Source organism: Streptomyces sp. NPDC002867 (assembly GCF_053591895.1).
This window is the reverse complement of sequence record NZ_JBSFUR010000007.1, coordinates 107990-125356: the sequence shown is the minus strand read 5'-3', so window position 1 is coordinate 125356 and position 17367 is coordinate 107990. Positions and strand designations below refer to the sequence as shown.

The following is a 17367-nucleotide window of genomic DNA, read 5'->3' as shown; positions in this document are numbered from 1 at the left end:
GGGCCGCTGCGGGGGCGTGCCTTTCAGCCCGTCCGGCGATGGAGGGCATTCCCCCTACGCCCTTGCGGGCGTAGGGGGAATGCCCTGCCCACCGGCCGACAGCCGTGCCCGAGCGCGCAACCCCCTTGCGGGGCTCCGCCCCGAACCCCGCGCCTCACACGCCGACGAGGCTGAAATCGCCCGGCCCGCAAGCCCATCGCCCGCCAAGGCTGAAATCGCCCGGCCCCCAAGCCCAGCACCCGCCAAGGCTGAAATCGCCCGGCCCCCAAGCCCAGCGCCCGCCGAGGCCGGATGCACCCGCGCCACAGACGTCACCCGGCGAGGCTTGTCCCCAGCCCGTCTGGGAGCACCCCTGACTTCGCCGGGGCCCCCACCCACGGCCGACAGGCCGTAGGAGGAGACGAAGGACACGCCCGCAGGGCATGCCTCGCCCCCGGACAGCAGTCCGACCCCCACACGCAACGCAGGCCGCGGGCTGGAGTTGACCCGGCCCGCGCGGGCACAACGCCGGCGAGGCTGAAATTGCCCGGCCCACGGGCGCAGCACCCGCCAAGGCTGAAATTGCCCGGCCCGCGGGCGCAGCGCGCTTGGTCGCAGCCCGCCCTCGGGTGGGACCCCGTGAGGGCGGACCTGCCGGCCGGAGAGGCTAGGAGTGGCCCAGGTCCTCCGACTCCGCGTCCGTCTCCGGCGACACCGACCCGCTGTCGCGCGCCGGCCGCAGCGGGAACTCGTCCGCCGCCATCGAGTCGAGGACCGGCGGCGGCGGCACCGGCGGCTTCGGCATCACGGCCGCCTCCGAGTGACCACCGCAGCCGTACGCCAGCGACACCACGCGTCCGTCCGCCGGCGAGAACTCGTTCGCGCACACGCCGAACGCCTGCCGCAGCGACCCCGCGATCGGCACCAGGAAACCGCACGTCACGCACGCCGCCGGCGCCGCCTGCGCCATTGCGGTCTTGGGGCCGAAGGCCTCGTCCCAGCGGTCCGCCGCCGTGTGCAGCCCGTACCGGGACAGCACCCGGGCCCGGCGCATGCCGAGCTCCTCGGCGAGCGCCGCGATCTGGCCGCGCCCGGTGTTGTCGGTCGCCTCGATCGCCGGCCTGCGGTCGGTGAGCTCGGCGTCCTCGGCGTCGACCCGCTCGGCCAGGTCGTGCGAGGGCGGATGCTCGGCGAGCACCGAGTTCGGCGGGGGCTCGTCCTCCCCCGTGTAGCCGGGCTCCAGCCGCAGGTCGTCCGCCTCCGTGGGCAGCAGGTCCCCGGGCCCCATGTCGCCCGGCCGAAGCCGCTCGCTCCACGGCACCCATTCCGGCGCGAGGAGCGCGTCGGGACCGGGCAGCAGGACGGTTTCGTCGAGCGTGACCACCTTGGCGCGGGACGCGCGGGCGACCGTGACGGCCCAGCGCCAGCCCCGGTAGCCCGGTTCCTTGCACTCGAAGAAGTGGGTGACGACCCGGTCTCCCTCGGAGACGAGGGACACATGCTCGCCCACCACTCCCGGTGCAGCGGCCTCCTCGGCCGCCTCCCGGGCGAGGTCTACCGCCTCGGCGCACAGACGGTCGGGGGTACGGCTTCGCGTCGTCGCACTCACAGGTCTCGCTTCTCTCCTACGCCGTCTCACGGGTGCGCCTGCCAGGCCGACAGGTACGGGGCCGTGGGCGGAGCGGACCAGAGGGCCGCATCGACGTCCACGCCCGGACCGATCCGTTTTCGGGCACACCTGACGTCATCCATTCTGCGGGATGCCGAAGAGGCGCGCGGCCGATAACAACCGCCGGTGGCGCGCTACGCACGCTACCCCCTTCGCAGCTCCCCGCCCACCTGCCCGTCGCAACACGGGACGAACCGACGGGCCGCGCTGTCCGCATCGCGGACGCGATCGGCGGCCAACACGCGGCCCGTCGGCGCGGAGCACGGTTCGCGCCGAGGGGGCGTGGGGCACTATGACGAGGTGGCAGCCGCGAGGTCGTCCGAGACGTCCGGGCCGCTCCGTCGAGCGGGCCGGAAGGTCGGGCGTGCCCTGCACCTGCCGTTCACCGGCACCGCGCGCGGCATCCGCAAGGCGACCCACGCGCACGGCGCGGGCGAGTCGGGCCTCGGAAAACTGATCGAACTGCACGCGGTCAACGGCGCGGGTGACGTCATGATCACCGTCGCGCTCGCGTCCACCGTGTTCTTCTCCGTGCCGACGGACGAGGCCCGGGGCCGGGTCGCGCTCTACCTCGCCGTCACGATGGCGCCCTTCACGCTGCTCGCTCCCGTCATCGGCCCACTGCTCGACCACCTCCCGCACGGGCGGCGCGCGGCGATGGCGGGCGCGATGCTCGCCCGTGTGCTGCTGGCGTTGCTGCTGTCGGGCGCGGTCGCGACCGGTGACCTGGAGCTGTATCCGGCCGCGCTGGGCGTGCTCGTGTCGTCCAAGGCGTACGGCGTGGTGCGCAGCGCCGTCGTGCCCCGACTGCTGCCGCCGACGTTCTCACTGGTGAAGGCGAACTCCCGGGTCACGCTCGCCGGCCTGCTCGCCACGGGCATCGCCGCGCCCGCCGGGGTGGGGCTGCAGCAGATCGGGCCGCAGTGGCCGCTGTACGGGGCGTGCGCGCTGTTCCTGCTGGGCACCTACTGGGCCTTCACGATGCCGCCCAAGGTGGACTCGGCGAAGGGTGAGCGCAAGGCGCACATGCTGACGCACGGCGAGAAGAAGCCGAGCCTGCGCACGGTGGGCCCCTCGGTGCTGCACGGCCTCCAGGCGAACGCGGCGCACCGCGCGCTGTCCGGGTTCCTGATCTTCTTCCTGGCGTTCCTGCTGCGCGACCATCCCCTGGGCGGCCAGTCGGCCGCGGTGTCGCTCGGCATGGTGGGCGTGGCGGCGGGCGTGGGCAACGCGCTGGGCACGGCGGTGGGCGCGTGGCTGAAGTCGCGCGGCCCTGAGCTGATCATCGCGACGATGCTGGCGCTGGTGCTGACCGCGGCGATCCTGGCGGCGGTGTTCTTCGGCGCGGGCGTGGTGGCGATCCTGGGCGCGGCGGCGGGCTTCACGCAGGCGCTGTCGAAGCTGTCACTGGACGCGCTGATCCAGCGGGACGTGCCGGAACAGGTCCGTACGTCGGCGTTCGCGCGCTCGGAGACGCTGCTGCAGATGTCGTGGGTGCTGGGCGGGGCGATCGGCATCTCGCTGCCGCTGAACGGCTCGCTGGGGATGTCGGTGGCGGCGGCGATCGTGGCGGCGGGTGCGGTGTCGGCGGGCCCCGGCCTGTTCTCGGCCGCCCGCCGCACCGACGCCCCCCGCCCCCGCGTGGCGTGAATCACCCGGCTGCGCTCGCGGACCGGGCCATCCGGCCCCGCGGGTGCGCTGCACCGACGGACCCTGCAGACTCCAGCCCCGCCGGGGGCTGCGCCTGTGGACCGGCCCGATCCAGCCCCGCCGGCGCGTGAGGCGCGGACTCCGGGGCAGCGCCCCGCGCGTGCGCCGCGCTGCCGGACCCGTCCGGCCCCCGCAGGTGCGCCGCGCTCGCGGACCCGGCACATCCAGCCCCGCCGGCGCGTGAGGCCCGGACTCCGGGGCAGCGCCCCGGCAACCCGGCCGGGGCACTGGACGCGGCCGCCACCCGGTGGCACGGCATGCCCTGCTGGGGGTCCCCCCACGCCCGCCAGGGCGTAGGGGGAATGTCCTCGCTCTCCCCCTACGGCCTGGCGGCCGTGGGCAGGGCCCCAGACGGGCTGGAACCGCACGCCCCACGTGCGGGTGGGCCCGGTCGGGGCGGAAGCAGCCCACCGGCGAAGCCCGCCGGCGAAGGCCACCGGGCTGAAAAGGCCGCCGCGCCGTACCCCCGCGCCGCCGTGCCCGTCGCGCCCGATAGCCTTCGGGCCATGACCGTTGCGTTCTTCTCCGGCAAGCGCCGCCGGACCGCTGCCGCTCTCGGCGCTGTCTCCGCCGGGCTCCTCGTCCTCTCCGCCTGTGGTGACAAGCCGACCCCGCTCGCGACCGTGACGGTCGGATCGGACTCGGTCCACACCGAAGCGACCTGCTACAACGACGGCGAGGCGCTCAAGGAGTCCGAGATCCAGAAGTGCCTCACCAAGGGCACTCCCACCAAGATCAAGTTCGCCGCCGACGACAAGGTCCGCCTCGGCGTCGACCCGGAGATCGCCGACAACGGCTGGACGCTGCTCTTCGGCGTGCAGCCCGTCGAGCAGGAGCCGTACAAGAAGTCGTACCGGACCATCCCGGGCAACGCCTTCTTCTCGTCGCAGACCGGCGAGCCGACCAGCAAGGCCGACGTCAACATCATGGAGACGAAGGGCAAGAAGGTCATCGGCATCTACCGCTTCCAGTTCGAGAAGGCCTCCTGACCCGGAGGACCCGCAGGACCCGGAGGGCACCCTCGTGCGCGTCCTTGTCGTGACCGCCGTGGCGGCGGAGGCAGAAGCCGTCGCCACGGGGGACCCCGGCGTCCTCCCCGGCGGCTACGCCCTCACCCGTACGCCCTCGCTCGACGTCCTCGTCGCCGGCGTCGGACCGGCCGCCGCCGCCGCGGCCACCGCCACCGCGCTGACGGCCGCGCCCGAGCCGTACGGCCTCGTCGTCTCCGCCGGTATCGGCGGCGGCTTCGCGGCGCGCTGCCCGGTCGGTTCTCTCGTCGTCTCCGACGCGATCGTCGCCGCCGACCTCGGCGCCGACACCCCCGACGGCTTCCTCCCCGTCGACGCGCTCGGCTTCGGCCGCACCGTCCACCTGCCGCCCGCCCGGCTGTCCGCGCGCATCGCCAAGGCGGTCGGCGCCGTGCACGCGCCCGTCCTCACCGTCTCCACGGTGACCGGCACCGCGGCCCGCGCCGACGAGCTGACCGCACGTCACCCCCGCGCCGCCGCGGAGGCCATGGAGGGCTTCGGGGTCGCCGAGGCCGCCGCCGCCCACGGCGTGCCGGTGGTCGAGATCCGCGCGGTCTCCAACGCCGTGGGGCCCCGCGACCGCGCCGCCTGGCGCATCGGCGAGGCGCTCGGCGCGCTGCGCGGTGCGTTCCAGCAGCTCGCCCCCGTCCTCCAGGAGCAACCGTGACCCTGCAGATCGCCTACTCGCCCTGCCCGAACGACACCTTCGTCTTCGACGCCTGGGCGCACGGCCGCATCCCGGGCGCGCCCGAGCTGGACGTGACGTTCGCGGACATCGACATCACGAACGGCATGGCCGAGCGCGGCGAGTTCGACGTCCTGAAGGTGTCGTACGCGGTGCTGCCGTGGGTCCTCGACGAGTACGCGCTCCTCCCGTGCGGCGGCGCGCTCGGCCGCGGGTGCGGCCCGCTCGTGCTGACCCGCGAACCGGGCGCCGCCCTGGAGGGCAGGACGGTCGCGGTGCCGAGCGAGCGCTCGACCGCGTACCTGCTGTTCCGGCTCTGGGCCGCCGACGTCGTCCCGGCCGGGGTCGGCGAGGTGGTCGTGATGCCGTTCCACGAGATCATGCCCGCCGTGCGCGACGGCAAGGTGGACGCCGGGCTCGTCATCCACGAGGCCCGCTTCACCTACCAGCAGTACGGGCTCCACGCGCTCGCGGACATGGGCGAGCACTGGGAGCGGACGACGGGGCTGCCCATCCCGCTCGGCGCGATCATCGCCAAGCGCTCGCTGGGCGCCGAGATGCTGCGCCGGCTGGCCGACGCCGCGCGGACGTCCGTCCGCATGGCCTGGGACGACCCCGACGCGTCCCGGCCGTACGTGCTGGAGCACGCCCAGGAGATGGACCCGGCCGTCGCGGACCAGCACATCGGGCTGTACGTGAACGAGTTCACCCACAACCTGGGCGACGACGGCTACGCGGCCGTGCGCGGCCTGCTGACACGCGCGGCGGCCGAGGGGCTCGTACCGCCCCTCGGCCGGAATGCGCTGTCGTTCGTCTGAGCGCCGGGCGTCACACGTCCAGCTGGTCCGCGACCGCCCGCAGCAGGCCGGCGATCTTCTTGCCGTGCACCTTGTCGGGGTAGCGGCCGCGCTCCAGCATCGGCGTGATGTTCTCCAGAAGGGTCGTCAGGTCCTGCACGATGGACGCCAGCTCGTCCGGCTTGCGCCGCTGGGCGGCCGCCACGGAGGGGGTCGGGTCGAGCAGCGTCACCGACAGCGCCTGGTCGCCGCGCTGGCCCGCCACCACGCCGAACTCGACGCGCTGGCCCGGCTTGAGAACTTCCACGCCGGAGGGGAGCACGGAGGAGTGCACGAAGACGTCGCCGCCGTCATCGCGTGAGAGAAAGCCGAAGCCCTTCTCGCTGTTGAACCACTTGACTTTGCCGGTGGGCACGTCTGTCCTCGTCCTCGTACTCGTCGGGCGCTGTGGGCACCGCGGGCGGGCGCCGAAAAAACGGCTCTGGATAGCACTACAGCGGGTCGCCTGACCCGCCACCCCCAAGGCTAATGGTCCAGAGGCTGGTGACAAGACGTCCCCGATCGGTTCCTACGCGCAAGGGAACTACCCTGGCCGAATGACTGCTACTCCTCCCGCAGCCGCTCCCGCCCCGGGTGACGTGCTGGTGCGCGTCGGCGGCATCGTCTTCGTCGTCGGCGCCGTCGCCACTCTCGTCACCGTCGCCCCGCTGTTCCTGGGCACCGAGCCGTTCCCGACGGTGGCGTACGCCGTGAGCATGCTGATGGGCGTCGGATTCCTGATCGCCGCGGCCGGGGTGCTGCGGTCGGTCGCGGCGCAGCGGCGGCAGGCCAAATCCGCTCGGTCGCGGTAACGACCGCAACAGCATTCGGTTTACGGCGGCGGAGGCGACCCCGGCGCGGCGGTGCGGTGGTGTCAGGACCGGGCGCGGCTCCGCAGCCAGTCCGGGAACGCGGTGAGGTCGTCCAGGATCACGTCCGCGCCCGCTCCGCGCAGTTCGTCCGCGTCGCAGGGCCCGGTCGGCACGGCCACCGAGAGCGCGCCGGCGACCCGAGCGCCGCGTACGTCGCCGATGTGGTCACCGACGTACACGCTCGCGCCGTGCTCGCGCAGCGCCTCCGCCTTGGCCTCCGCCCACAGCCAGCCGACGACCTCGTCCGGGGCGATGCCGAGGTGGGCGAGGTGGAGCTTGGCGTTGGGTTCGTGCTTGGCGGTGACGACGATCGCGCGCCCGCCGAGCTCCTGGACCGCCTCGACGGCCTCGCGGGCGCCGGGCATCGCGAGGCTCGGCGCTATCGCGTGCTCCGGGTAGATCTCCCGGTAGCGGTCGGCCGTCTCCTGGATCAGCTCGTCCGGGAACCAGTGCGCCAACTCCTGCTCCAGCGGCGGCCCGAGACGGGTGATCGCCAGGTCCGCGTCGATCCACACCCCGGTCTCGGCGGACAGCGCCCGGAAGGCGGCGTGGATGCCGGGGCGCGAGTCGACGAGGGTCATGTCGAGGTCGAACCCGACGGTGGGCGGCTGCGGTGCGCTGTGGATGGCCATGCCGGCCATTGTGCCCGGGGCTTGCCGCCCCCTCGGGGGCGGCGAATTCCGGACGCATAGACTTAGCCAAGCCTTACCAACCCTGGGTCCTCTCTGCGATAGGTGTTCATGTCAGCCAGACGCGCTCAGGCCGTCCGCCGTATCGGCTGGACGGCGGCGGCCGTGGCGGCTCTGCTGCTGGCGGTCCTGCTCAGCCTCGCCGTCGGGGCGCGCGCGGTCGCGCCGTCGGCGGTGCTCGACGCCCTGCTGCACGACGGAAGCGGCCCGGACGCCGAGGTCGTCCGGGAGCTGCGCGTACCGCGCACCCTGATCGGTCTGATGGTCGGCGCGGCGCTGGCGATCGCGGGCACGGCCCTGCAGGGCATCACGCGCAACCCGATCGCCGACCCGGGCATCCTCGGCATCAGCCAGGGCGCGTCGGTGGGCGTGGTGCTGGCCATCGCGTTCGCCGGCATCCACACGCTCACGGGGTACGTCTGGTTCGCGTTCGCGGGCGCGGCCCTCGCGTCGGTCGCGGTGTACGCGATCGCCTCCAGCGGCCGCGGCGGTGCGACGCCGGTGAAACTGGCGCTGGGCGGCGCGGCGATCAACGCGCTGCTGGTGTCGGTGACGATGGGCATCCTGACGACGAAGGCGGCGGCGCTGGACGAGTTCCGCTTCTGGCAGGTCGGCTCGGTGGCCGGACGCGACGCGGAGATCGTGCACCAGGTCTGGCCCTTCCTGCTGGTGGGCACGGTGCTGGTGGTCGCGGTGGCCCGCGGCCTGGACGCGCTGGCCCTCGGCGAGGACGTCGCGAAGGGCCTCGGCCAGAACGTGGCGACGGTACGGATCGTGGGCGGCGTCGGCGCGACGGTGCTGACGGGCGTGGGCGTGGCGGCGGCGGGCCCGATCGCGTTCATCGGCCTCGCGGTCCCGCACATCGCCCGCGCGATCGTGGGCAGCGACCACCGCTGGGTGCTGCCCATGGCCGCGCTGATCGGCCCGGTGATGCTGCTGGTGTCCGACGCGCTGGGCCGCGTGGTGTTCCCGCCGAGCGAGATACCGGCAGGCGTGATGACGGCGCTGATCGGCGTGCCGTTCCTGGTGACGCTGGTGCGCCGCAAGGCGGTGCCGGCGTGACGTCGTCCCCTACCCGCCCCTCCCCGCAGTGTCGATGTGCGGCTCCGCCGCGTGCGGGGCTCGGCCCCGGACCCGGCCCCGTGCACGAGGAGGACGCATGACCGCTGAGACCCTCACCCCCGTCCGCCCCGCCGGTTACGCCCTCGCCCGCGCCGGACGCGCCAGCTTCCTGCTGCACCGGCGCGCCGCTCTCACCGCCGTCGGGCTCACCGCCGCGCTCGCCGCCGCCTGCGTCGCCTACCTCAGCGTCGGCGAGAGCTTCGTCGCGCCCGCCGAGGTGCTGAAGGTGCTCCTCGGACAGCCGTCCCCCGACGAGCTGGTCGTCGGCACCCTCCGGCTGCCCCGGCTCGTCGTCGGGCTGCTCGTCGGCGCCGCCTTCGGGGTCGCCGGCGCGCTCATCCAGACCGTCGCGCGCAACCCGCTCGCCAGCCCCGACATCATCGGCATCAGCCAGGGCGCGAGCGCGCTCACGGTCACCGCGCTGACCTTCGGCGTCACCTCGTACACGGCACTGCCGTACCTCTCCGTCACCGGCGGCATCGTCGCGGCCGCGCTCGTGTACGTCTTCGCCTGGCGCGGCGGTCTGCACGCCACCCGCTTCGTCCTCATCGGCATCGGCTTCGCGATCGCGCTGCGCTCCGTCACCACCCTGGTCATGACCAAGGGCGACTATCTCGTCGCCCAGCAGGCCCAGATCTGGATGACCGGCTCCCTCAACGGCCGCGGCTGGGACGAGACCGCCCCGCTCGGCTGGACGCTGCTCGTCCTGCTGCCCGCCGTGCTGTGGGCGGCCCGCGCGCAGCGCACCGTCGCGATGGACGACGACACGGCGACCGCGCTCGGCGTGCGGCTGGGGCGCGTACGGCTCGGGCTCGTACTCCTCGGCGTCGTCCTCGCGTCCGTCGCGACCGGCGCCGCCGGACCCGTCGACTTCGTCGCCCTGCTCGCGCCGCAGATCGCCCGCCGTATGACCCGCACCGCGCAGATCCCGCTGTTCTGTTCCGCCCTGATGGGCGCGGTCATCGTCGTCCTCGCCGACCTGCTGGCCCGCCGGCTGTTCTCGCCGACCGAGCTTCCCGTGGGCGTGCTCACGGCCGCCGTCGGCGCCCCGTATCTGATCTGGCTGATCGTCCGCAGCCACACCGGTCGTACCGCTGGAGGCAATTCGTGAGCAGGCTGAGGGCGCGCGAGCTGACGCTCGCCTACGAGGACCGCACGGTCGTGCACCAACTCGATCTCGCCGTGCCCGACGGGCAGGTCACCGTCATCGTCGGCCCCAACGCCTGCGGCAAGTCGACGACGCTGCGGGCCCTCGGACGGCTGCTGAAGCCGAAGGGCGGCGCGGTGCTGCTCGACGGCCAGGAGCTCGCGAGGATCCCGACGAAACGGATCGCGCAGGCGATCGGGCTGCTGCCGCAGTCGCCCGTCGCACCGGAGGCCATCACCGTCGCCGACCTCGTCTCGCGCGGCCGCCAGCCGCACCAGGCGTGGTGGAAGCAGTGGTCCGACGAGGACGAGCGCGCGGTCACCGACGCGATGGCACGCACCGACGTCACCGCCCTGGCCGACCGCCCGGTCGACGCGCTCTCCGGCGGCCAGCGCCAGCGGGTGTGGATCGCGATGGCGCTCGCACAGGAGACGGATCTGCTGCTGCTGGACGAGCCGACGACGTACCTCGACATCGCTCACCAGGTCGAGGTGCTCGATCTCGTACGCCAGTTGAACCACGAGCGCGGCCGCACCGTCGTCGCCGTCCTGCACGACCTCAACCAGGCCGCCCGTTACGCGGACCATCTCGTCGCCATGAAGGCGGGACGGATCGTGGCCGAGGGCTGGCCGGGGGACGTCGTCACCGCCGAACTCGTCCGCGATGTCTTCGGAATGGAGTCCGTGGTCGTCCCCGACCCGGTGACCGGCTCGCCGCTCGTCGTACCCGCCGCGCCCTACACCCCCACGCAGACACCCCCCGTCCCCCCGACCGAAAGGGTCTCCTCCTCATGACCACGTCCCTGCGCCGCCACGGCCTCGCCGCCGGTTCCCTCGCACTGGCCGCCGCGATGACGCTCACCGCGTGCGGGTCGTCGGACTCGTCCTCCAAGTCCGGCTCCGCGGACCCGTCCGCGGGCAGCGGCACGCACACGGTGAAGACGGCCATGGGAGACGTCGAGGTCCCCGACGCCCCGAAGCGCGTCGTCGTGCTCGACACCGCCGAGCTGGACTCCGCGATCACGCTGGGCGTCGAGCCGGTCGGCGCGACGCACGCCGACGCCAAGTCCGGCTTCCTGCCCTACCTGCCGAAGGACAAGGTCGCGGGGATCAAGGACGTCGGCGAGATGATGACGCCGAACCTGGAGGCGATCGCGGCGCTGAAGCCCGACCTGATCCTGACGTCCAAGGTCCGGCACGGCGCGCAGTACGCCGAGCTGACGAAGATCGCGCCGACGGTGATGACGGAGACGACCGGCTACCCCTGGAAGGAGAACTTCCAGCTCCACGCGGACGCGCTCGGCAAGAAGGCCGAGGCCGGGAAGGCCGTCGCGGAGTACGAGGCCCACGCGAAGAAGGTCACCGACGCGCTCGGCGGCAAGGAGAAGGCGGCGACGGAGGTGAACGTGGTCCGCTTCGTCGAGGGCGCGGACATCCGCATCTACGGCAAGCAGAACTACATCTCCACGATCCTCGCGGACGTCGGCCTCGGCCGCCCGGCCGTGACGGACAAGGCCAAGGACGGCTTCTCGTACGACGTGAGCCCGGAGAAGATCGACCTGGCGGACGCGGACGTGGTCTTCCACTCGACGTACGGCGACCCGAAGAAGGCGAAGCAGACGCAGACGCTGGACAGTGCGCTGTGGAAGGGGATGTCGGCGGCGAAGAACGACAAGGTGTTCGCCGTGGAGGACGAGCTGTGGATCCAGGGCATCGGGTACACGGCGGCGGCGAAGATCCTGGACGAGCTGCAGGCGGATCTGACGAAGTGAGGTGACGGGGGAGTGCCGCTGCGCGGAGCCGTTCCCCACCCCGCCCCTTCCCGAACCGGGGGCTCCGCCCCCGGACCCCCGCGCCTCAATCGCCGGCGAGGCTGGATTTCGCTGCGCGAAATCAGCCCGTCCGGGGGTCCCTCCCACGGCCGCCAAGCCGTAGGGGGAGGGCGGGGTGGGGAAAGCGCAGGCGCTACGCCCGCGCCCTCCGCCGCCGCCACAGCAGGTACAGCGCCGACGCCACCGCCGCCCCCCGCAGCACCCACGGCCACGTCCCCGTCAGCGCCTCCCGCATGCCGTCGTCCGGGATGGGCGGGCCCCAGTGGCCGTTGATGCGGCCCCACAGCCATACGGCTCCGGCCGCCGCGGCCGCTCCCGGGAGGCCCGCGACCGCCAGTTTCGACTGGGCGGTGGACAGGCGGCGTGAGCCGTACGCGAGGAGCCAGCCGCCCGCCAGGGCGAGCAGCGACCCGAGGGCCGCGCCGAGGAGCAGCAGCGCGGCGGCCAGCAGCAGCACCAGGTCCGCGGGCCCGCCCCGCTCCCGTCGCGGCAGCCACCGCCGCCGCACCGGCACGACCTCCTCCGCCGCCTCCTCCTCGCCGGGAGCCGGATCGCCATCGGACTCGCCGTCGGGCTCGGTGTCGGCCTCCTCCGGCGGCGGCTTCAGTATCTCGGGGACCTCCACGCCGCCCACGAACCCGGCCACCCGCTCTCCCGCCCCGAACGGCCCCGGTTCGATCCGCCACCAGTCCGGCTCGGAGCCCGAGGGGCCGAGCTCGTCCATCCCGGCCAGGTGCGGCGGCGACGCGGCTGCCTCCCGGGGCGCGGAGTCCGTGCGCGGGCGCGGGATGCGGCGCCATCCCCGCTGCCGCGGCATCGCCGGCCGCCGACCACCGGTGTCGGGCGAAGGCGAAGGCGACGGCGGAGCGGAAGACGTGGACGAAGGCGCGCCCGGAGGCGGCGAGGGCACGGCCTCCTCCGCCGCCGCGGCCACGAGGGCCTCCGGCGCACCGAGGCGCCCGAGGATCCGGCGTACCGCCGCCGGGCTTTCCCCGCCGGACCGCGACCTCTGCTTGTCGATCTCGCCCCGCAGCGACGACACGAGCCGCATCCGGGCGCCTGACGGAAGCTGGGCCTGCTGGGCCAGGTCCCCGACCCGGCTCAGGTAGTCGTAGACCAGCTGATCGCTCTCGATCCCCACGGACGTTCCCCTGCGCTCCCGGCGTATCCCATGAATCACGGCCCCTTCCCCGGGCCCGCCCTGTCCCCGACGGTAGCGCTCCAGGGGCTACCGTGGGGCGGATGGGGACCAAGCCCGAACCAAGCGGCGGCGCCGCCCCGCGCACGCTGGCGGAAGCGCTGCGCGCCCGCACCGACGAGGAACTGGCCGCGCTGCTGCGTGCCCGGCCCGATCTGCTGAGCCCGGTGCCGACCGACGTCAGCCAGCTCGCGACCCGGGCCGGTACCCGCGCCTCCGTCGTCCGTGCCCTGGAGCGGCTCGACCGGTTCGCGCTCCAGACCGCCGAGGCGCTGGCCGTGGCGCCGGACCCCGCCCCGTACGAGATCCTGCTCGCGCTGATGGCCGGCGACGAGGGCGACCCGGGGGTCGAGGCGGCGCTGCCCGGCGCGCTGGGGGTCCTGCGCACGCAGGCCGTGGTGTGGGGCGGTGACGACCGGCTGCGGCTGGTGCGCACCGCCCGCGAACTGCTCGCGCCGTCCCCCACACGCCCCTCGCCCACCGGTCTCGGCCCGTCCGTCGCCGAGGCGACGGCGGGCATGTCGCCGGGCAGGCTGCAGGAGATCCTCGCGGCGGCCGGGCTGCCGCCGACGCACGACCCGGTGTCCGCGGTGGCGGCGCTGACGGCGCTGTTCACGGACCGGCGCCGGATGGCGCTGCTGCTGGACACGGCCCCGCCGCAGGCGCTGGCGGTGCTGGACCGGCTGGTGTGGGGTCCGCCGTACGGGGAGGTGACGTCCTCCCCCGCTCCGCCCGTGCAGTGGCTGCGGGACCGCGGGCTGCTGCTGCCCGCGTCGCCGCGCACGGTGGTGCTGCCCAGGGAGGCGGCGCTGCATCTGCGGGCGGGCCGGGCGCACCGGGTGCCGGAGCCGGTCCCGCCGTCGGTGGCGCAGGCGGCGGAGCGTCGTCCACAGGTTGTGGACAGCGCGGCGGCCGGGCAGGCGTTCACGGCGCTGACGACGGTCGAGGACCTGCTGAAGGACTGGCACGAGGGCGGCCCGCCGGTACTGCGCGCGGGCGGTCTGTCCGTACGCGACCTCAAGCGGACGGCCGCAGCGCTGGACACGACCGAGCAGCTCGCCGCGTTCTGGGCCGAACTGGCCTACGCGGCCGGTCTGCTGGCATCCGACGGCGAGGCCGACGAGCGGTACGCCCCGACGCCCGCGTACGACGAGTGGCTGGAGCTGCCCCCGGCGGAACGGTGGGCGCAGCTCGCGGTCGCCTGGCTGTCGGCCACGCGTGCGCCGGGGCTCGTCGGCAGCCAGGACTCCAAGGGCCGCACGCTCTCCGCTCTCGGCCCCGACCTGGACCGTTCGGCCGCGCCCGCGGTCCGGCTGCGCGTGCTGGAGCTGATGGCGTCCCTCCCGGCGGGCGCGGTCCCGGACCCGGAGACGCTGATGGACCGGCTGCGCTGGGAGCGGCCGTTGCGGGGCGAGCGGGGCGACTCGGTGAGCGGCGGCCAGACCTTGCGGGCGCGCATGGCGACCTGGACGCTGGCGGAGGCGGAGCTGCTGGGCGTGACGGGCCGCGGTGCTCTCGCCTCCCACGCCCGCGCGCTGCTGGACCTGCCGGAGGACGGCGCCGGCGGCGGGACGGCCGGGACCGCCGTGCCGCGCCCCGGGCCCGTCGCCTACCGCGCCGCGGCCGACGGCGCCTCCGACTCCGGCGCCGCCGCGCGCCGGGCCCGTGCCGTCGCCCTCCTGGCCCCGCTCCTGCCCGAGCCGCTGGACCACGTCCTCCTCCAGGCCGACCTGACGGCCGTCGCCCCGGGCCCGCTGGAGCGGCCGCTGGCCGAGACGCTCGCCGTCCTCGCCGACGTGGAGTCCAAGGGCGGCGCGACCGTCTACCGCTTCACGCCCGCCTCGGTGCGCCGCGCGCTCGACGCCGGGCGGGCCGCGGCCGACCTGCACACGTTCCTGGCCAGGCACTCCCGTACGCCCGTGCCGCAGCCGCTGGCCTACCTCATCGACGACGTCGCCCGCCGCCACGGCCACCTGCGCGTCGGCGCCGCCTCCGCGTACGTGCGCTGCGACGACGACGCGCTCCTCGCCGAGATCCTGGCGGACAAGCGCTCGCAGGGCCTGCGTCTGCGCCGCCTCGCGCCCACGGTCCTGGCCGCCCAGGCGGACCCGGCGGCGCTGCTCGACGGGCTGCGGGCGATGGGGTACGCGCCGGCCGCCGAGTCGGCCGAGGGCGACGTCGTGATCACCCGCGCCCACGCCCGCCGCACCCCGCCGCGCACGGCACCGGCCCCGGTCCCGGACGGGCCGCCGGTGCCCGACGCCACGCTGCTCGGCGCGGCGGTGAAGGCGATCCGGGCCGGCGACCTCGCGGCCACGGTGGAACGCAAGCCGGTCGCCGAGGCCGCCGTGCCCGTCCCCGACGGCGAGATGCCCCGCACCACCCCCGCCGAGACCCTGGCCACCGTGCAGGCGGCGGCCATGACCGGCTCGGCGGTCTGGATCGGCTACGTCAACGCGGACGGCGCGGCCAGCCAGCGCGTGATCGCCCCGGTCCGGGTGGAGGGCGGCTTCGTGACGGCGTACGACCACACGGCGGACGAGGTGCGCACGTACCCGCTGCACCGCATCACGGGCGTGGCGGAACTGGCCGACGACTCGGCCTGAGCCCGCCTCTGCCGGCATGCGGCACACTTGAGGTTTGGCCTCACCGGCCTCAAGCGGCCCCGAGCCTTACCGAAAGGGCGCAGGTGTGAACGGTCCCCTCATCGTCCAGAGCGACAAGACCCTCCTTCTCGAAGTCGACCACGAGCTGGCGGACGCCTGCCGTCGCGCCATCGCGCCGTTCGCGGAGCTGGAGCGGGCGCCCGAGCACATCCACACCTACCGGGTCACCCCGCTCGGTCTGTGGAACGCGCGCGCCGCCGGGCACGACGCCGAGCAGGTCGTGGACGCGCTGGTCGAGTTCTCCCGGTACCCGGTGCCGCACGCCCTGCTCGTCGACGTCGCCGAGACGATGGCCCGCTACGGCCGGCTCACCCTCACCAAGCACCCCACCCACGGGCTCGTCCTGACCACCACCGACCGGCCGGTGCTGGAGGAGATCCTGCGGTCGAGGAAGATCCAGCCGCTCGTCGGCCCCCGGATCGACCCGGACACGGTGGCCGTGCACCCCTCCGAGCGCGGGCAGATCAAGCAGACGCTGCTGAAGCTGGGCTGGCCGGCGGAGGACCTCGCGGGCTACGTCGACGGCGAGGCGCACCGCATCGACCTCGACGAGACGGACTGGGCGCTGCGCCCGTACCAGAAGCAGGCCGTCGAGGGCTTCTGGCACGGTGGCTCCGGTGTCGTCGTCCTGCCCTGCGGCGCCGGCAAGACGCTGGTCGGGGCGGGCGCGATGGCGCAGGCCAAGGCCACGACGCTGATCCTGGTCACCAACACCGTCTCCGCCCGGCAGTGGAAGCACGAGCTGGTGCGGCGGACGTCGCTGACCGAGGACGAGATCGGCGAGTACAGCGGCACGAGGAAGGAGATCCGCCCGGTCACCATCGCCACCTACCAGGTGCTGACGACCAAGCGGAAGGGCGTCTACCCGCACCTGGAGCTGTTCGACTCCCGCGACTGGGGTCTGATCCTCTACGACGAGGTGCACCTGCTGCCCGCGCCGGTCTTCAAGTTCACCGCCGACCTCCAGGCGCGCCGCCGCCTCGGCCTGACCGCGACCCTCGTGCGCGAGGACGGCCGGGAGTCGGACGTCTTCTCGCTGATCGGGCCGAAGCGGTTCGACGCGCCCTGGAAGGAGATCGAGGCGCAGGGCTACATCGCGCCCGCCGACTGCGTGGAGGTACGGGTCAACCTCACCGACTCGGAGCGGCTCGCCTACGCGACCGCCGAGACGGAGGAGAAGTACCGCTTCTGCGCGACGACGGCGACGAAGCGGAAGGTGGCGGAACAGCTGGTCCGCAAGCACGCGGGGCAGCAGATCCTGGTCATCGGCCAGTACATCGACCAGCTCGACGAGCTGGGCGAGCACCTGGACGCCCCGGTGATCAAGGGCGAGACGTCGAACGCGCAGCGCGAGAAGCTCTTCGACGCCTTCCGCAATGGCGAGATCAGCGTGCTGGTCGTCTCCAAGGTCGCGAACTTCTCGATCGACCTCCCGGAGGCGACGATCGCGATCCAGGTGTCGGGCACGTTCGGTTCGCGCCAGGAGGAGGCGCAGCGCCTCGGCCGCGTCCTGCGCCCGAAGGCGGACGGCCACAAGGCGCACTTCTACTCGGTGGTGGCGAGGGACACGATCGACCAGGACTTCGCGGCGCACCGCCAGCGGTTCCTGGCCGAGCAGGGCTACGCGTACCGGATCGTGGACGCGGACGAGCTCCTGGCGGGCGAGGCGGAGGGCCCCGCGGACCCGGTCCACTGAGGGAGGGCGTCGAGGGCGTCCGCCGCCGGGTCCGGCCGAGCCCGAGGAAACCACCCCCCGGCAGCGACCACCAACGGCCCCTGCCCTGGTCAGCCACGGCCGGGCCGGCTCGGCCGAGCCCGAGGAAACCACCCCCCGGCAGCAACCACCAACGGCCCCTGCCCTGGTCAGCCACGGCCGGGCCGGCTCGGCCGAGCCCGAGGAAACCACCCCCCGGCAGCAACCACCAACGGCCCCTG

General features: G+C 74.1%; 15 protein-coding genes. 11 read left to right on the top strand and 4 right to left on the bottom strand.

The window, feature by feature from the left end; all coding sequences use genetic code 11:
- Positions 1–646: 646 nt before the first annotated feature.
- Positions 647–1588 carry a DUF3027 domain-containing protein gene (locus ACWD0A_RS09325; protein WP_307714856.1) on the bottom strand — a complete coding sequence of 314 codons (942 nt, stop codon included), beginning with the start codon at positions 1586–1588 and terminating at the stop codon, positions 647–649.
- Between the two features lie 360 nt (positions 1589–1948).
- Here ACWD0A_RS09325 and ACWD0A_RS09320 point away from each other — a divergent pair, with 360 nt between their 5' ends.
- The 4 genes from ACWD0A_RS09320 (at position 1949) to ACWD0A_RS09305 (ending at position 5889) form a co-directional block, all read left to right on the top strand.
- Positions 1949–3298, top strand: coding sequence for an MFS transporter (locus ACWD0A_RS09320; RefSeq protein WP_451296164.1), 1350 nt, complete (start codon positions 1949–1951; stop codon positions 3296–3298).
- A gap of 566 nt (positions 3299–3864) precedes the next feature.
- A complete protein-coding gene (locus tag ACWD0A_RS09315) occupies positions 3865–4347 on the top strand; it encodes a DUF2771 domain-containing protein (protein ID WP_451296162.1) in 483 nt (160 codons plus the stop codon).
- 34 nt (positions 4348–4381) lie between these two features.
- Positions 4382–5053, top strand: coding sequence for a futalosine hydrolase (locus ACWD0A_RS09310; protein WP_451296160.1), 672 nt, complete (start codon positions 4382–4384; stop codon positions 5051–5053).
- Positions 5050–5889 carry a 1,4-dihydroxy-6-naphthoate synthase gene (locus ACWD0A_RS09305; protein WP_451296158.1) on the top strand — a complete coding sequence of 280 codons (840 nt, stop codon included), beginning with the start codon at positions 5050–5052 and terminating at the stop codon, positions 5887–5889. The genes ACWD0A_RS09310 and ACWD0A_RS09305 overlap by 4 nt, the downstream gene beginning before the upstream one ends.
- 10 nt (positions 5890–5899) lie before the next feature.
- Here the strand turns inward: ACWD0A_RS09305 and ACWD0A_RS09300 are convergent, their stop codons facing one another.
- Entirely contained in the window at positions 5900–6283 is a 384-nt protein-coding gene (locus ACWD0A_RS09300; RefSeq protein WP_451296156.1) for a cold-shock protein, read from the bottom strand.
- Positions 6284–6464: 181 nt separating this feature from the next.
- On the opposite strand from ACWD0A_RS09300, the gene ACWD0A_RS09295 reads away from it, so the two are divergent.
- On the top strand, positions 6465–6719 hold the full coding sequence (locus ACWD0A_RS09295; RefSeq protein ID WP_177150326.1) for a hypothetical protein: 255 nt from the start codon (positions 6465–6467) through the stop codon (positions 6717–6719).
- 62 nt (positions 6720–6781) lie between these two features.
- Here ACWD0A_RS09295 and ACWD0A_RS09290 read toward each other — a convergent pair whose 3' ends face one another.
- Complete coding sequence (locus ACWD0A_RS09290) at positions 6782–7420, bottom strand: HAD family hydrolase (RefSeq protein WP_451296153.1); 639 nt, start codon at positions 7418–7420, stop codon at positions 6782–6784.
- A 99-nt stretch (positions 7421–7519) separates the two neighbouring features.
- Here ACWD0A_RS09290 and ACWD0A_RS09285 point away from each other — a divergent pair, with 99 nt between their 5' ends.
- From ACWD0A_RS09285 to ACWD0A_RS09270, 4 genes are all read left to right on the top strand, one after another.
- A complete protein-coding gene (locus tag ACWD0A_RS09285) occupies positions 7520–8530 on the top strand; it encodes a FecCD family ABC transporter permease (RefSeq protein WP_451296151.1) in 1011 nt (336 codons plus the stop codon).
- A gap of 97 nt (positions 8531–8627) precedes the next feature.
- Positions 8628–9701 (top strand): FecCD family ABC transporter permease, encoded by a 1074-nt coding sequence (locus ACWD0A_RS09280; RefSeq protein WP_451296149.1) that lies wholly within the window; start codon positions 8628–8630, stop codon positions 9699–9701.
- Complete coding sequence (locus ACWD0A_RS09275; RefSeq protein WP_451296147.1) at positions 9698–10531, top strand: ABC transporter ATP-binding protein; 834 nt, start codon at positions 9698–9700, stop codon at positions 10529–10531. The genes ACWD0A_RS09280 and ACWD0A_RS09275 overlap by 4 nt, the downstream gene beginning before the upstream one ends.
- On the top strand, positions 10528–11508 hold the full coding sequence (locus ACWD0A_RS09270; RefSeq protein WP_451296145.1) for an ABC transporter substrate-binding protein: 981 nt from the start codon (positions 10528–10530) through the stop codon (positions 11506–11508). The genes ACWD0A_RS09275 and ACWD0A_RS09270 overlap by 4 nt, the downstream gene beginning before the upstream one ends.
- 193 nt (positions 11509–11701) lie before the next feature.
- On the opposite strand, the gene ACWD0A_RS09265 is transcribed toward ACWD0A_RS09270, so the two are convergent.
- Positions 11702–12709: a hypothetical protein gene (locus ACWD0A_RS09265; RefSeq protein WP_451296143.1), complete on the bottom strand. Its 1008-nt coding sequence runs from the start codon at positions 12707–12709 to the stop codon at positions 11702–11704.
- A gap of 101 nt (positions 12710–12810) precedes the next feature.
- Between ACWD0A_RS09265 and ACWD0A_RS09260 the strand changes: the two genes are divergently transcribed.
- The gene (locus ACWD0A_RS09260) at positions 12811–15372 is read left to right on the top strand and encodes a helicase-associated domain-containing protein (protein ID WP_451296141.1); all 2562 of its coding nucleotides are present in this window, start codon (positions 12811–12813) and stop codon (positions 15370–15372) included.
- 85 nt (positions 15373–15457) lie between these two features.
- The gene (locus tag ACWD0A_RS09255) at positions 15458–17128 is read left to right on the top strand and encodes a DNA repair helicase XPB (RefSeq protein ID WP_451296139.1); all 1671 of its coding nucleotides are present in this window, start codon (positions 15458–15460) and stop codon (positions 17126–17128) included.
- The last annotated feature ends 239 nt before the right edge of the window (positions 17129–17367 follow it).

What these genes read in the sequence shown, in the direction of transcription:
- ACWD0A_RS09260 (WP_451296141.1), top strand. Translation starts at nt 12,811, where the DNA reads ATGGGGACCAAGCCCGAACCAAGCGGCGGCGCCGCCCCGCGCACGCTG.
- ACWD0A_RS09315 (WP_451296162.1), top strand. Translation starts at nt 3,865, where the DNA reads ATGACCGTTGCGTTCTTCTCCGGCAAGCGCCGCCGGACCGCTGCCGCT.
- ACWD0A_RS09290 (WP_451296153.1), bottom strand. Translation starts at nt 7,420, where the DNA reads ATGGCCGGCATGGCCATCCACAGCGCACCGCAGCCGCCCACCGTCGGG.
- ACWD0A_RS09280 (WP_451296149.1), top strand. Translation starts at nt 8,628, where the DNA reads ATGACCGCTGAGACCCTCACCCCCGTCCGCCCCGCCGGTTACGCCCTC.
- ACWD0A_RS09295 (WP_177150326.1), top strand. Translation starts at nt 6,465, where the DNA reads ATGACTGCTACTCCTCCCGCAGCCGCTCCCGCCCCGGGTGACGTGCTG.
- ACWD0A_RS09285 (WP_451296151.1), top strand. Translation starts at nt 7,520, where the DNA reads ATGTCAGCCAGACGCGCTCAGGCCGTCCGCCGTATCGGCTGGACGGCG.
- ACWD0A_RS09270 (WP_451296145.1), top strand. Translation starts at nt 10,528, where the DNA reads ATGACCACGTCCCTGCGCCGCCACGGCCTCGCCGCCGGTTCCCTCGCA.